Annotated in this window: 13 protein-coding genes; 2 read left to right on the top strand and 11 right to left on the bottom strand. The window is 63.1% G+C overall.

Features of this window, described 5'->3' with window-relative positions:
* Nucleotides 1-82 precede the first annotated feature (82 nt).
* Nucleotides 83-1099 carry a zinc-binding alcohol dehydrogenase family protein gene (locus tag ASD82_RS11915; protein WP_056718043.1) on the bottom strand — a complete coding sequence of 339 codons (1017 nt, stop codon included), beginning with the start codon at nt 1097-1099 and terminating at the stop codon, nt 83-85.
* Between the two features lie 59 nt (nt 1100-1158).
* Nucleotides 1159-2379, bottom strand: coding sequence for an MFS transporter (locus ASD82_RS11920; protein ID WP_056718044.1), 1221 nt, complete (start codon nt 2377-2379; stop codon nt 1159-1161).
* Between the two features lie 99 nt (nt 2380-2478).
* Here ASD82_RS11920 and ASD82_RS11925 point away from each other — a divergent pair, with 99 nt between their 5' ends.
* Nucleotides 2479-3387, top strand: a complete 909-nt coding sequence (locus ASD82_RS11925) for a LysR family transcriptional regulator (RefSeq protein ID WP_056718045.1) — start codon at nt 2479-2481, stop codon at nt 3385-3387.
* A 38-nt stretch (nt 3388-3425) separates the two neighbouring features.
* Nucleotides 3426-4448 carry a DUF2333 family protein gene (locus ASD82_RS11930; protein WP_056718046.1) on the top strand — a complete coding sequence of 341 codons (1023 nt, stop codon included), beginning with the start codon at nt 3426-3428 and terminating at the stop codon, nt 4446-4448.
* A 69-nt stretch (nt 4449-4517) separates the two neighbouring features.
* Here the strand turns inward: ASD82_RS11930 and ppa are convergent, their stop codons facing one another.
* The 9 genes from ppa to ASD82_RS11975 form a co-directional block, all read right to left on the bottom strand.
* Nucleotides 4518-5054 (bottom strand): inorganic diphosphatase, encoded by a 537-nt coding sequence (ppa, locus tag ASD82_RS11935; protein WP_056718047.1) that lies wholly within the window; start codon nt 5052-5054, stop codon nt 4518-4520.
* A 97-nt stretch (nt 5055-5151) separates the two neighbouring features.
* Nucleotides 5152-6006, bottom strand: coding sequence for a 2OG-Fe(II) oxygenase (locus ASD82_RS11940; protein ID WP_056718048.1), 855 nt, complete (start codon nt 6004-6006; stop codon nt 5152-5154).
* 37 nt (nt 6007-6043) lie between these two features.
* Nucleotides 6044-7519 carry a PLP-dependent aminotransferase family protein gene (locus ASD82_RS11945; RefSeq protein ID WP_235580696.1) on the bottom strand — a complete coding sequence of 492 codons (1476 nt, stop codon included), beginning with the start codon at nt 7517-7519 and terminating at the stop codon, nt 6044-6046.
* Nucleotides 7520-7985: 466 nt separating this feature from the next.
* Nucleotides 7986-8711, bottom strand: coding sequence for a hypothetical protein (locus ASD82_RS17770; protein ID WP_157599255.1), 726 nt, complete (start codon nt 8709-8711; stop codon nt 7986-7988).
* A 174-nt stretch (nt 8712-8885) separates the two neighbouring features.
* Nucleotides 8886-9293 carry an SRPBCC domain-containing protein gene (locus tag ASD82_RS11955; protein WP_056718050.1) on the bottom strand — a complete coding sequence of 136 codons (408 nt, stop codon included), beginning with the start codon at nt 9291-9293 and terminating at the stop codon, nt 8886-8888.
* A 100-nt stretch (nt 9294-9393) separates the two neighbouring features.
* Nucleotides 9394-9621, bottom strand: coding sequence for a hypothetical protein (locus ASD82_RS18115; RefSeq protein ID WP_056718051.1), 228 nt, complete (start codon nt 9619-9621; stop codon nt 9394-9396).
* A gap of 75 nt (nt 9622-9696) precedes the next feature.
* Complete coding sequence (locus tag ASD82_RS11965; protein WP_056718052.1) at nt 9697-10647, bottom strand: thioredoxin family protein; 951 nt, start codon at nt 10645-10647, stop codon at nt 9697-9699.
* A gap of 101 nt (nt 10648-10748) precedes the next feature.
* The gene (locus ASD82_RS11970; RefSeq protein WP_056718053.1) at nt 10749-13910 is read right to left on the bottom strand and encodes a TonB-dependent receptor; all 3162 of its coding nucleotides are present in this window, start codon (nt 13908-13910) and stop codon (nt 10749-10751) included.
* A gap of 91 nt (nt 13911-14001) precedes the next feature.
* Nucleotides 14002-14709: a transcriptional regulator gene (locus ASD82_RS11975; RefSeq protein ID WP_056718054.1), complete on the bottom strand. Its 708-nt coding sequence runs from the start codon at nt 14707-14709 to the stop codon at nt 14002-14004.
* Between the last annotated feature and the right edge of the window lie 273 nt (nt 14710-14982).

Genomic DNA, 14982 nt, shown 5'->3' on the forward strand with positions numbered 1-14982 from the left:
CTTGTCGAACGGCCAGGAAGTCCCTCGATCAAAGTGTAGGTAGAACAGGAAGCAGGGTGGCCGCCGCCACCCTGCTTCTTTTTTACCAGCCGGCCAGCACCAGCTTGCCGATCGTGCTGCCGGACTCCAGCTGGCGATGCGCCTCGCGCAGGTTGGCGGCATGGATGGGCGTCAGGGTGGCAGTGCGCGTGCCGCGCAGTTCCCCGCTGGCGAGCAGGGCTGCCACGCGTTCGAGGATGCGGCCTTGTTCGGCTTGGTCGTCCGTCTTGTAGCGGGCGCGCGCGAACATCATTTCCCAGTGGATGCCGATGGACTTGGCCTTGTACGGATCGCCGATCTTCAGCGCGCCGACCGGTTCCACGATCAGCCCCACGTGACCTTGCGGCGCCAGCAGGTCGCCGATGACGGACCAGTAGCGGTCGGTGTCGGCGAGGTTGAGCACCGCATCGACCTGCGCGAAACCGAGCGCCTGCAGTTGCGCCACCAGCGGCTCGCGATGGTTGACCACGTGTTGCGCGCCCATCGTCCGGCACCAGTCGATGGTCTCGGCGCGCGAGGCGCTGGCAATCACGGTGAAGCCGGCGCGTCGGGCCAGCTGGATCGCGATGGAGCCTACTCCGCCGGCGCCACCGATGATCAACAGGGACTTTCCTTCGCCGCCGTGCTCGCTGTCGAACGGCATGCGCTGGAACAGCAGCTCCCAGGCGGTGAGCACGGTCAACGGCAAGGCCGCCGCGTCGGCCAGTTCGATCGATGGCGGCACGTGGCCGACCAGCCGTGCATCCACCAGCTGGTACTGCGCGTTGCTGCCGGCTCGGGTGACGTCACCGGCGTAGTACACGCGATCGCCCGGCCGGAAGCCGGTCACCGCCGCGCCGACCGCCTCGACCGTGCCGGCGGCGTCATAGCCCAGCACCTTCGGCTGCGCTTCCACCTGGGGCTTCGGCGAGCGCAGCTTGGTATCGACTGGATTCACCGAAACCGCTTCCACGCGCACCAGTAGATCGTGTTCTCCCGCGACGGGGCGGGGCAGTTCGATGTCGACCAGCGATTGCGGATCGTCGATTGGCAGATAACGGGTGAGGGCGACGGCTTTCATGGGATCTCCGGGCTTCGGGCAGGGGACGGGAAAGAGTTTGCGCTGGCGCGAACGCGGTTTCAGCAGGATGCTTCGAGGCCGGCGGCACGGGGCGCGACACGGGAAGCGTGGGCGCGATCCAGCCGCATGCTGTACAGCGCCACGATCAGGCCGAGCACTGGCAAGGTCGCCGCCACCCAGGTCACCGCGCCCAGGCCCGGTCCGTGGCTGATCACCGCGCCGCCCAGCCACGCGCCGATCGCGTTGCCGAGGTTGAACGCGGCGATGTTGAAGCTCGACGCCAGCACGCCACCGCCGCTGGCCTTCTGCAGCACGCGCAGTTGCAACGGCGCCACGGTGGCGAACCCGGCGATGCCGAACACCGCGGCAAACGCGATCATCGCCGGCTTGCTGTGCAGGGCGAAGGTCATTGCGCCCAGCACGATCGCCAGCGCGGCCAGCGAACCCAGCAGGGTCGCCATCAGCCGCCTGTCGGCGAGACGGCCGCCGAGCAGGTTGCCGACCACCATGCCGCCGCCGAACACCAGCAGGATCGGCGACACCGCACTGTCGGCAAAGCCGGTGATGCGGGTCAGGATCGGCTGGATATAGGTGAACACCGCGAACACGCCGGCGAAGCCGAGCACGGTCATCAGCAGGCCGAGCAACACCTGGGGATGCGCGATGCCTTTCAGCTCCTCGGCGAACTTCATCGGCGCGTGTCCGCCGCGATCGGCCGGTACCAGCGTGGCGATGATGATCGTGGCCAGCACGCCGATCGCGGTCACCGCCCAGAACGTGGCGCGCCAGCCATGGTGCAGGCCCAGCCAGGCACCGGCCGGCACGCCGAGCAGGGTCGCCACGGTGAGGCCGGTGAACATGATCGAGATCGCCGAGGCCTTGCGATCCTCCGCCACCAGCCCGGTCGCCACCACCGCGCCGACGCCGAAGAAGGTGCCGTGGGCCAGCGAGGTGAGCACCCGCGCAAGCATCAGCACGGTGTAGCTCGGCGCCAGCGCGCTGGCCAGGTTGCCCAGGGTGAAGATGATCATCAGCGCGATCAGCGCGCTCTTGTGCGGCAGCCGGCTGGTGGCCGCAGTCAGCAGCGGCGCACCCACGAACACGCCCAGCGCATAACCGGAGATCAGCAGGCCGGCGGCGGCGATGCCGACATGCAGGTCGGCGGAGACCTGCAGCAGCAGGCCCATGATCACGAATTCGGTGGTGCCGATGCCGAACGCGCCCGCGGTCAGCGCGTACAGCGCCAGCGGGGTGCGTGGCCGGACGGAAGGGGAGCGCATGGCGACAGTCCTGAAGAAACGATGCGCCAGCCTAAGGATTTGCCTTTTCTGCAAAAACCACCAACATGTCTAATCATTATCAATGAATGGTTGATAGTCATGGACCGCATCGGCGACCTCAGCCTGTTCCTGCGCGTGCTCGACCTGGGTTCGATCAGCGCCGCCGCGCGCAGCCTCGACCTGTCGGTGGCGGTGGCCAGCCAGCGGCTGAAGCGGCTGGAGCGCGAACTGGGCGTGCGCCTGCTGCACCGGACCACGCGCCGGCTGCACGCCACGCCCGAGGGCATGCAACTGGCCGAGCAGGGCCGCGCGCTGGTGGAAGACCTGGAGGCGCTGACCGGCGGCCTGCGCCAGGGCGCCAGCGAAGTCAGCGGCACCTTGCGGGTGACCATGTCGGCGGCGTTCGGCAGCCAGTACATTTCGCCGCTGCTGCCGGAATTCCTGGCCCGGCATCCGCGGCTGAAGCTCAGCGTGAATCTCGACGACCAGATCGTGGACCTGATCGGTTCCGGTTTCGACCTCGGCATCCGGGTCGGTGCACTGGACGACTCCGGCCTGGTGGCGCGCCAGCTGGCGACCAACCGGCGCGTGCTGTGCGCGTCGCCGAGCTACCTGCAGCGCCACGGCGTACCGCGCACCCCGGCCGATCTTTTGAACCACGATTGCCTGCTGCTGGTCGGCAGCCGGGGTCGGCAGGACACCTGGCATTTCAGCGATCGCAAGGGTCATGCGATCGCGCAGCGCGTGCAGGGCCGCTTCGAGACCAACCAGGGCGAACTGTTGCGCGACGCGGTGGTGGCCGGGCTCGGCATCGCGATGCATTCGGTCTGGCACGTGCACCAGCAACTGCGCGACGGCCGACTGCAGGTCGTGCTGCCGGACCATGCGATCGCCACCACCGGCATCCACGCGGTGATGCCGCAGCGCCGGCTGGTGCCGCCGCGGGTGCGCGCCTTCGTCGACTTCCTGGCCGAGCGGCTGGGCGCGCATCCGCCGTGGGAACGATGAGCCTGTAAGCTTTGCCCATTCCCCGCAGGAGTTGCCCGATGCAAACCCAGGACACCTCGAACCCGCCACGCCACGGCATCCGCCGCGCCATCCTGGCGCTGTGCGCGCTGGTGCTGCTGTTCGTGGCCGCGCTGATGTGGTGGTGGGACAGCGAGCCTGCGCTGTTCGATCCGGTGACGGTGACCCGGGCGCAGATGCAGGAACTGAAGCGGCCGGTCAGCGTCGGCGCCACCACCACGGTTACCCTGATCACCTCGGTGCACACGCTGCTGGACAAGCGCGGCGGCTACCTCAGCAACGACAAGCTGCCGCCCGGCGTGCTGATGGACAACGTGCCCAACTGGGAATTCGGCTCGCTGACCGCCTCGCGCGACCTGGTCCGCGCGTTGCGCAACGACTTCAGCCGCTCGCAGACGCAGTCGACCGAGGACAAGGACCTGGCCGAGGCCGATCCGCTGCTCAACAGCCCGAACGACCGCTGGCTGCTGCCCAGTTCGGAGAGCCAGTACCGCAAGGCGATCAGACATCTGGACGGCTATCTGGGACGGCTCGGTGATGCCGACGACAGCAACGCGCACTTCTATGCGCGCGCGGACAATCTGGCCGACTACCTGCAGCTGGTCTCGTCGCGGCTGGGTTCGCTGTCGCAGCGGCTGTCGGCCAGCGTGGGACAGATCCGCATCGGCGACGTGGCCTCGGCGGACGAGCCGGCAGCGGCCAGCACGGTGGCTGTGCCCGGTGGCGGCCGGCTGGTGAAGACGCCGTGGACGAAGATCGACGACAACTTCTACGAGGCGCGCGGCTACACCTCGACCCTGCTCGAACAGCTCAAGGCGTTCCAGCAGGACTTCGGCCCGATCCTGCGTTCCAAGCACGCCGACGTGAGCCTGGAGCAGGTGATCCGCGAACTGGAGGAGGCGCAGCGTCCGCTGCACAGCCCGATGGTGCTGAACGGCTCGCCATTCGGCTTCTTCGCCAATCATTCGCTGGTGATGGCGAACTACGTGTCGCGGGCGAACGCGGCCCTGATCGACCTGCGCGAGCTGCTCAAGCGCGGTTGATCCCTGCGGGTGGCAGACACGAAAACGGCGCGCCACGCGAAGCGGGCGCGCCGTTGGTCCGTCAGATGATCAGGCCTTGCTGGCCTTGTACCGCTCGACACCCGCGACGATCTCGGCCTTGGCCTCGCTGGCGCCGGCCCAGCCCTCGATCTTGACCCACTTGCCCTTCTCCAGATCCTTGTAGTGCTCGAAGAAGTGGCCGATGCGCTCCAGCCAGTGCGGCGAGACGCCCTTCATGTCGTTGATGTGCGCGTAGCCCGGGAACACCTTGGGCGACGGGATCACCACCAGCTTCTCGTCGCTGCCTGCCTCGTCGGACATCTGCAGCATGCCGACCGGATGGCAGCGGATCACCGAGCCCACGGTCAGCGGCAGCGGCAGGATCACCAGCGCGTCCAGCGGGTCGCCATCACCACCCAGGGTGCCCGGCACGTAGCCGTAGTTGCACGGGTAGCGCATCGGCGTGGAGAGGATGCGGTCGACGAAGATCGCGCCGCTTTCCTTGTCCACTTCGTACTTGACCGGCTCGGCATCCTTGGGGATTTCGATGATGACGTTGATTTCGTCCGGCACGTTGCGGCCGGCGGGTACGAGATGCAGACCCATGGACAGTCCTTAGGCTAAGGTTGAGGAAAGAAGGTCTGCAAGGATACGCCAAACGCTGCTGCGCCGCAGCAACGCGCGCCGCCCCCGGGCCGGGCGTTCAGGTCGTGTGCGAGTGCCCGTAGGGACGTTCGCGCAGCCATTTGGTGGCGATCCACTTTTCCCCCCGCTGCACCGGCAGGCCGGCATGCAGGGATTGCTGGTCGCCGCCCTCGTAGGCGAAGTACACGGCGACACCACGCCGTGCCGTGACGGTGAGGCCAAGTTCCGGGAAGGCCGTGCCGCCGCCCTGTGCCGGCGTGTTCAGATACATCACCACGCTGGCGACGCGCTGACCGCCCACCGCGGTGATGGTGTCGTAGCCCGGCTGCTGCGGGTCGAACCAGTCGAAGTGCGGCTCATATTCCTGGCCGGGCAGGTAGTGCAGGATCTGCAGTCCTTCGCCGTGACTGACCGGCATGCCCAACAGGGTGGCCAGGCGTTGCTCGATCCGGCCCACCAGCGGCAGCTCGTTCAAGGTGAAGAACATCCCCTCGCTGGTGCGTCGCTGGTCGACCTGGTTGCTGCCGTCGCTGGCCACCGTCAGCGCGCGCTTGAGCCGGGGTTGCGCCAGTGCGATCAGCTCGTCGCATTCTTCCGCGTCGAGCAGGTTTTCCAGCACGCGCAGCGCGGGGTGCTCGACACTGAGCGAAATGCCGACGAGATGTCCGTCGACATCGACTTCAGGCGCTTCGGGATGTCTCGTGCGCAAGCCGCGGGGCGACGCGCCCGGTGCCGGCGCATTCAGCGCCGCCAATGGCAGCTTCAACACCTCGGCGACGATGCTGCGGCTCTGGCGCGGGTCGTAACCGTTGTCCTTCATCAGCCGCAACACTTCAGTCACGCTGTGGCCGTCCCGCGTCGTGGTCAGAATCCAGTCGCGCAGTTGCGGAGTGATCGTGGTGCGTGGATGCATGGGCGGTATGGTTGGTCAAAGGCACGCCAAGCTTACTTCACGAACCGTTGTTGCCGTGGCTGACCATGCCGGAAGGAATCAACTTGTCGAGTTCGTCCATGCAGTCGCCGAGCAATCGCATGGCCTCGCGAAGCTCCGTCACGGAGAGGCTGCAGAAACCGAGCAGGAGGCCAGGTCGTTGCGGTGGCTCCAGATAATGCGGAGCCATCGGATACAACCCGAGACCACGTTCATGTGCGTACGCGATCAACGCCTCGGCGCGTGCATGGTCGTAGCCGTTCAACCAGACCGCGACATGCATGCCGGCTGGCGAATGCACGACCTGCACGCGCTCACCGGCATGGCGATGCAAGCCCGTAATCAAGGCCTCGCGCCGCGCTTGCAGCTCTTTCCGGGCGTGGCGCAGATGCCGCTCGAACCCGCCGCTTTGCATGTAATGCGCCAATGCGGCCTGCTCGATGCCTGGCGAGGACACGTCGCTGATGTACTTGGCGGTGATGAAATCGTCGCGCAACGCGGCTGGCAGCACCATGTAACCCAGGCGGAGTGCACCAAACAAAGTCTTGGAAAAGGTGCCTGCGTAAATCACCCGATCGCCCTCGTCGAGCGAACGCAATGCGGCCAGCGGATGGGCGTCGTAGCGAAACTCGCCGTCGTAGTCGTCCTCCACGATCCAGCAGCGCATCCTTGCGGCGTAGCGCAAAAGTTCGAGCCGGCGCGGCAGTGACAACACCGCACCGGTGGGAAACTGGTGTGAGGGAGTCACGCAAACCAGTTTCGGCGTCACCTCGGGCAACTCGCTGCATACCAGACCGTCATCATCGGTGCGCACCGGACACAGCTTCGCGCCGTGCGCGACCATGGCATGGTATGCACCGAAATAATGCGGCTCTTCCAACACCACCGTGTCGCCCTCGTCGAGCAGCACGCGCGCGCACAGCGCATAGGCTTGCTGGGTGCCAGTGACGATCAGGATGTCGTCCGGCTGCGCCTGGAGGCCGCGTCGTTGCGCCAGGTATTCGCAGATTTGCTGGCGCAACGCGGGCAAGCCCCAGGAGCCTGTTACCGTTAAGGGCGAGTAGGCGGCCGCACGCGCCAGTTCGCGTCCCCATGCGGCGTTCAGAGCCGGATTGGTCAGTGGATCGCCGTAGCGGAGGTCGTAACGCAGGCCAAAATGCAGTCGCGCGATGCGGCGCTCGCGGAACTGTCGTGCGCGTTCCGCATAGCGCGATGCAGCCGCGTCGGTCGTGTTCGTGACTGGCCGCAGCGATGGCGTGAGCTGCAAGGTGGCTACATAGCTGCCCGAGCCCACACGGGCGTCGATGAAGCCCTCTGCGCGCAGTTGCTCGTAGGCGGCCAGCACCGTGGTGCGCGAAAGCTCGAGCTCGCGCGCAAGAATCCGTGTGGGCGGCAGACGCGAACCAGCCGGCATTCTTCCACCGAGAATGGCGGATTTCATGGCGCGGGTCAGTTGTGCGTACTGCGGGCCGTTCCCATCCAGTTCGAGGAACACGTCAAGGCTCGTTTGGTGGCGTCGCCAAGTATCGAGGGTCGACTCACGTCGAATGTAACGGGCTGGCTGACTGGTGTCGACCCTGTAGCCGCTGGCTGCCTCGCTGCTGGTTTGGCAACTGAGGACTGGCGCATTCGGAAAGTTGGGGCATAACCGGTATGACATGGCAGTCACTGGCGCAGGCTCATCGTTTTGACTTGGATGAATCGCAGAGATCATGATCTTGAGAACACCCGCTCACTGGATGCGCCGCGAATTGTGCTTTACACATCCTTCAACCGGGGTGCACTTCGTAGTTGAATCCGCCGCTTCTCGAGCAAGTCGATCAAGGGCGGCAGCCACAGAATTTTCCGGTGCGCCGCGCGAGATGCCGACGACCTTGTCGCGCTTCGGCGGTACCCGGATGAGTGCAGGCCGGTCGGAACGGGTCTACATCCTTGCACTCGAAACATTTTTCATATGGCAGTTAACCCGCGTGGTTTGGCATCAAGTCACTGGTAACGGTGCCTTTGGCGTCCAGGGCCTGAATGGAGGGCGTCCCGTTTGCCCCGACTTTGAACACAAGCCGGGGATGGCCATCGCGGTCGTAAAGTGAGAAGCCGACACTATCGTCGCTCCGACGACCGAGTGTCACACGCAAATGTGGGCTGCCGTTCTCCGCTTCGAATTTGGCCCACGCCGCATCTTTCTGCTCGGGTTTCAGTTCCTTGATGCTCTCCCGAAACTCGATAATTTTTTCGATGGAGTAGCTTGGGAAGTCGGCCAAAGTCATCATGGAGGTACGCTTGCCTCCATCGTCGATCGCATCTAACGCGAACATTTGATCCTGCTCATATTGATCAAAGCTGAGATGGCCGAAGGATCGTGCAACGCCCTTCAAATCGCGCTTTCCTCCGAAAACAAGCCCGCCGTTTTCCGAGCCCTCATCGTTGTAAAACACCAATCCAGCCGCATTCCGGTTTTTGTTTTTGTATTCTTTTCCTTTAATAATGTTTCCTGGCATCAGTGATTTGTTCGCGATGACCAGACGCAGTGTGCCATTGGGCTCAACGAGGTTGATGCGTTTGACCGTTATCTGATCGAACGAAGCATTGGTTGGTTTTGCTGCTCCGGTCAAAACGACGACGGTCGTGGCCATGGTAAGAACTACTGAATACGCAAACAGCGCATGTGTCGTGTTGATTTTGAACATGCTCTCGAACTCTCGTTATAATTTGGCGGGCTTAAGACGGAAGCCCGGTAAGTATCAAGAGGCGACTATTCACGCCACGAGTAAATCTTGAGTCGTCGGCGAACGCGTCCATAGTGGTCTTCAGCGCATCAAAATGCCGCGCCTTGCCAGTCGGCTATGGATGACATAGTCAAACTATTGGCGTGCTTCAACGTACTTGGCAAAATTATCCAGAATCGCTTGCCAGCCCTGACGCTGCTGTACCACAGGATTTTCGGAATCGGCATCGAACGTGACGCGCACCGTCACGCCATTTGTACCAGTCATGAACTCGACAGCACCAAATCGGCCTCCGAACGAATACTCAATCAACTTGCCGAGCACGATTTTTGTATAGGTTCCGTCGAAATCAAAGCCGATGCTGCCGTCTTTGGCCTCCATGCGTGATGTGAACGTGCCACCGACGCGCAAATCGACAGTGCATCTAGTTGTGTGCCAGTCATCACACACGGTATTCCACTGTTCAATGTCGTCTGGCGTTGTATAGGCACTCCACACGTTCGCAATGGGAGCTTTGACAGTGGTTTCAACAGTGATTTTCATGGTGTGAACCCTTGTGGAGAGCTAAAGAAGCGAGGCATCTTTCGGCATTTTTAGATGACGGGTGTGCGCGCCATGCTCTTCGACTTTTCAGCCATTGCATTCAGTTCTGTCTGTTGGTGCGTCGCCTGTCGCGCCACTTGACGGCATACGGCAGCAAGAACAAGTACAGACCGGTGGGAAGGAGCAAGGCGACCTGGCTTACCGCCAAGAGACCCACCCAGGTAGCGTATGTCCCCCGTGCTACCGCGATGATGTTGACGATAACGGCCACAGTGAAGGCAATGGACAGCCATCGGTGGGTCTGTCGAACCCATTTGCTCCAATTCATGGGGACTTCCTATGTAAACGACTCGAAGCGGATGCGCGCGATGGCACCTGTTGCCATGATCGTCGGATGCGCCATTCAGCCGAAGGTGAAGGTGTATGCGCGAAGGCCTGAGCTTGGGATGCGCAAAGTCAGGGTGTGCTCACGGTAATCGCCGCTATCAAACAACGTGTAGAGACGGCTGGTCTGCACGGTAACCGGCGGTTGCGGCTTGCCGTCGATCAGCACTTCCAGCGTTACCGGCGTATCGGCACTGGCGACGATATGCAGCTTGCCGGCGTTGAACCGAAGCTGCAGTTCACCCGACTCGCCGGCCAGGCGAGCGTACTGTTCGGTGATCTCCCAGCGGCCGACCAGGGCGAATCGATCCAGTGCAAGTCGTGCCGGTGCGGTAAATCGTCTGGTGCCGGACGAACCACCCTCAGGGCTGGCCAGGTTCTTCAAATGCATCGTGCCGAAAAACATCTCCGGCGATGTGGCCCGCGGATGAACGTCGGCGGATCCCGCTGGATCCGACAGCAAATCCAGTCCGAGCAACAGCCGTACGGCATTCTCCATTTTCAGGTAATCGCCTTCGCCATAATGATGGCCGATCAGATTGCCGTTCTGGTCAACGAGATACTCGGCTGGCCAGAACTGATTTTTCCAGGCATTCCAGGTGCCGAGGTCGCTGTCCATTGCTATCGGGTAAGTGATGCCCAGGCGCGTCACCGCATCCTTGACGTTCGCCGAGCCCTTTTCGAAATCGAACTCCGGCGAGTGCACGCCCACGACTACCAGGCCCTTATCCCTATATGTCTCGTACAGGTGTTCGGTGTGCGGCATCGCGCGCAGGCAGTTGATGCAGGAGTAGGCCCAGAAATCGATAAGCACGACTTTGCCGCGCAGGCCGGACATGGTCAGCGGCGGCGAGTTGATCCACTGCGAGATGCCGGCGAATTCCGGTGGCTGCACGGGCGTCGTCGCCGCCTCGGCGCCACTCGACACGGTTCCCAGCAGCAAGCCCACGACGAGCAGCAGTTTCTTCATGGCGTTGGCTCCGAAGGAGAAGCGGCGCCGATGCCGGGGTGGCATCGGCGCCCAGTCTGCGCGACGCCCGGCCGATCCCGGCCGGGCGCGGGTTCGATGACTCAGTAGTCGTAGGTTATGCCCAACTGAACATAGCGCGGCGGCTGCGTGGACAGGGGCAGGTTGTAGGTGGGTCGCACATTCACCGAGCTGCCGTAGCGTCCGTTGGTCTGCGTGATGCGCTGCTGATCGAGCACGTTGTAGACCTGCACCTGGAAGGCCAACTTGTGGCCCGCCCAGTCCGGGCGGTACTCGGCACCCAGGCTGAGCAGATAGGTCCACGCCTCGCGCTTGTAGCCGGGCGACTCCGGCGTGCCGCCACAGAAGTGGTAGAACGCGCCATAGCCCAGGCCCGGGTTGGTCTGGTCCGGCCCGTAGAAGCCCAGGCAGGTCTTGGGTGCACCGGACAGGATCGCGGCGTTGCCCGACAGCATCCACTCGGGAGTCAGCTGGTAGTAGCCGTAGGCCTTGATCTGGTGACGGCGGTCGTTGGAAAGCGCGCCGTTGGCGTAATCCATGACCTGGGTGTAATCCCAGTCCACCGTCGCTGATACATCAGTCTGGCCAATGTCCGAACGCACCTGACCTTCGGTGTTGCCGAAGTTGTGCGACCACAGGTAATCGATCTTGCCGTACCACTTGCCATCGAACGGATGCTCCAGGTACAGATCAAGCGCGTAGTACTTGCGCTTCAGCTCGGTGTTGAAGCCCATGTCCTTCTTCCAGTCCAGCGGTACCTGATAGTAGCCACCGGACAGTTTGGGGATCTGGAGGATCGGGTTAAGGCCCGGGTTGATCAGGTAACTGCCCTGGATGCCGTTGACCTGGTCGTAGTCGGTCATGCCCAGCTCCGCCATCTTGGCGGCGATGCGGCCGGTGTCGCCCCAGTCGTCGATGGCGCGGCCGAGCTTGCGCCAGGTAGCCTTGGCGCCATACACCCAGGCATCGCCGAGCTTCTTGTCGAAGCCCAGGATCAGCTCGTCCTGGTACTCGGACTTGATGTTGGTTGCGGCAGCCGTCTTCGGATCGCGCGGGTTGCCGTATTCGAGGTTGGCCGAGATCGGCTGCTCCAGGCCGCGGTAGGTATCGATGGGGGTCAGTCCGGTGGGGTAGCCGGTGCTGGGGTCGATGCCGGTGTAGGTGTAGTACACGTTGGTGAAGGTAGAGGAGCCGGCCGAGCGCAGCGCCACCGAGGCCGGTACCGCCAGGTAGTAGCGGCCGGCGTTGCCGTACACCTTGAAGCTGGAGTCGCCGTTCACATCCCAGGTGAAGCCCAGCCGTGGCGCCAGCTGCGAATTGGTGAGCCGCAGGTAGGGCGTGCCGACGCCGTTGTAGTTGGTGAACTGGTCATTGCGCAGGCCCAGTTTGACCAGCCAGCGATCAGTGATCTGCCAGGCGTCCTCGATGTATTGCGCCTGTTGTTTCACCCGCACCGAGGCGCTGTTGGCGAAGATCTGTCTGGAGACGTAGTAGCCGGTCTCGCCGCCGGTGTACTGACCCGGCGGCCGCACCCACGGATAGCCCTGCCAGCCGGGCCCATTCGCATCCGGGCCACCAGCGATCCAGCTATTCGGATCGCCGGACGCATACGCCCACGTGTAGCCAGGGCCGGCGGGGAACTGGCCGTCGTGGATGTCGCGCACGTTCTGGTTGTCGATGCCTGCGGTCAGTGTGTGACTGCCCAGCTTGTAGCTCAGATCCAGGCGAAGGTTGGTGTTTTTGGTGACATGCTGCGGGTCGAACAGCGGATTCGTCGTTTGCGCGTTGCCGATAGTCTGGTTGCCAGTGATGGCCGGGTTCTGCGAGGTTTGGCCAAGGATGGGGATCAGCGTCGGGTCGTACCCGGGCAGCTCGTTGTAGTGCGTGCCGGTCATCTTGCCGAACAACGCCGACAGGGTGAGGTCGTCGGTGAGGTAGCTGGTGAACTTGGCCAGGTACAGGTCGGAGCCGTCCTTGATTTGAAAGTCGTGATGGTCGAACGGTCCCTGCTGGCCGGTGGTGTAGTCGTACTGGTACAGGTCGCCGCGGTAGGACGACTTGTTCGAGGCACCGGTGAGTTCGAGCAAGTTGCTGTCGTTGATGTTCCAGTCCAGCTTGGCGTACCACTTCGGGTCGTCCAGTCGGCTGTGGTTGTTGTAGGTCGGCGGCGTGTTGATGCCTACACCTGCAGGCTCACCGATCGCACCTGAAGGTGTGCCGCCGGAGGCGCCGGTGCCCTGGATGCGCTCGCCCTCCACCGAGGCGAACAGGAACAGCTTGTCCTTGATCAGGGGGCCGCCGACATAGGCATCAACCGTGGTCGTGCTGGACTTGCTGCTCTTGCGCCGCCAGTACAACTGGCCTGCCTTGGGGCTGCCCTGACCATAGTAAATATTGCGCGGGTCACCCTGCAGGGTCTTGGGCTTCCACAGCACCTGACCGCCGAAGTGCCACTCATTGGTGCCGCGCTTGCCGACCTGGCTGATCACGCCGCCGTCGGAACGACCATAGGCCGCGCCGTAGCCACCGCTGAGAATTTCCTGCTGGTCGATGGAGCCGTAGGGCAGGCTCAGGCCACCGAAGCCGCTGATCGGATCGGTGGTGTTGAAACCGTTGATGTAGTACGCGTTCTCGGTCACCGACGAACCGCCGAACGAGACGAACTTGTGCGGCGCTGAAGCGCCCATGCCCATGCCCATGAACGTGTCGCTGCCTTGCACCACGCCAGGCGCGAGCAAGGCGATCGCCTCGGCACTGCGTGCCAGTGGCAGTCGTGCAAGTTGAGTGGAGGTAATGACCGTGCGCGAATCGACGCCGGTCACGTCGATCGACGGCAGCGCGTTGGCGAGGACGGTCACGCCTTGGAGATTCTGGGCATTGGCAGTTCCGCCGAACGAGACCTCGGTGCCCGCGCCCACGCGCAGGGTGACGTTCGGACGTGAATCGACCGTCTGACCATTTTGCTGAAGGACGACCGTGTAGTTGCCCAGTGGCAACGAACTCGCCGCGTAATGTCCCGCTGCATCCACGACCACCTGGCGGTTGATGCCTGACGAGCTCTGGATCACCACGGTTTCGCCAGGCTGTGCCTGACCGAAGATGCTGCCGGTGGTGGCCTGCGCATGTGCTGGCGCAATCGCCGTCATGCCGTAAAGGCCGAGCGTGGCCGCCACGGCCACGCTCAAGGCAGAACAGGTCAGTCGGCGGCCGCGAAAATACGTATCAACGTGCTTGCTGTTTTTCATGCAACTCCCCTTCTATATTGACGGCGGATGCCGGATTTTTAGAACAACGACGCGGTACTTCACTTCGATTTGGATGAAGGCATTCGTGCGGTCAGATCGAGGTCGTGCGCCCGTTGCGCAGTCGTGCGCCGAGCTTGCTGTGGAAGGCGATGAGGCGATCGACCTCCTGCGGTTCGCCAGCGGCACACAGCAGGCCGTACAGCTCTGCCACGAGTTCGGAGCGTTGTTCGACGTTCAACGAGCCGCCGACCAGGCAGATGTAGGACTGCAGCAATTTCAGCGTGGCGGCGAGACGTTGGGCATCGATGCCTGTAACGGGCGACATGGCTGATGTGATCGTGGTTGCAACAGATGGATGTGCCGAGTCGACCGAGGCTTTTTCGTGGTGTTCGTTGTGCTCTGGATGCATCGGACCTTCGCCGGTTATCAGCCACTGCAGCGAGATATTCAGGGCGCGAGCCAACGTGATGCAGCGCGCGCGGGAAGGGTCGCTATGGCCATCGCGCCAATTGCGCACGGCGCCTTCGGAAAAGCCGCAACGTCGCCCCAGCGCAGAGGCGCCACCTTCGCGCGCGATCAGCAACTGAATGCGCCTGGCCAGATCCTGCGCGTCGTCCACGCCGGACGCGGCATGTGTGCTTGACTCACGCGCCATTCGCATCACGATCGGTCGGGAAGGCGACGGCTCGAAAAAATTGTGATGCGTGGGCAGACTTTCGCCACCAAAGCCGGCGACATGACTGTCATGTTCAAAACGTGGTGGCTGGTGCGTCTCGAAGCTGGGTGCCATCGTCGACATGGACGGGTACTCCATGAGCGGAAAAACAGCCTCGCCTGAAGCTGGGGAGAGTGATGGATGCGTTCAGGCGAGACCGGGGAAAGGGAAGTTCGTCAAAGATTCGTTAGAAAAACCTTGAGTAAAGCTAGGCACCGGCACGCAACCGATCAATGACCAATTCCTGCGAATTCGATAAAGCCAAATTCGCGAAGCGATCCATCGTTGGGCAAGATGGCGCGCGCCATCAGTTGCCGAATGCTTGTGCGTGGACTGCATCGACGCGATTGCGCGCGC

Source organism: Rhodanobacter sp. Root179 (assembly GCF_001428465.1).
GTDB lineage: Bacteria > Pseudomonadota > Gammaproteobacteria > Xanthomonadales > Rhodanobacteraceae > Rhodanobacter.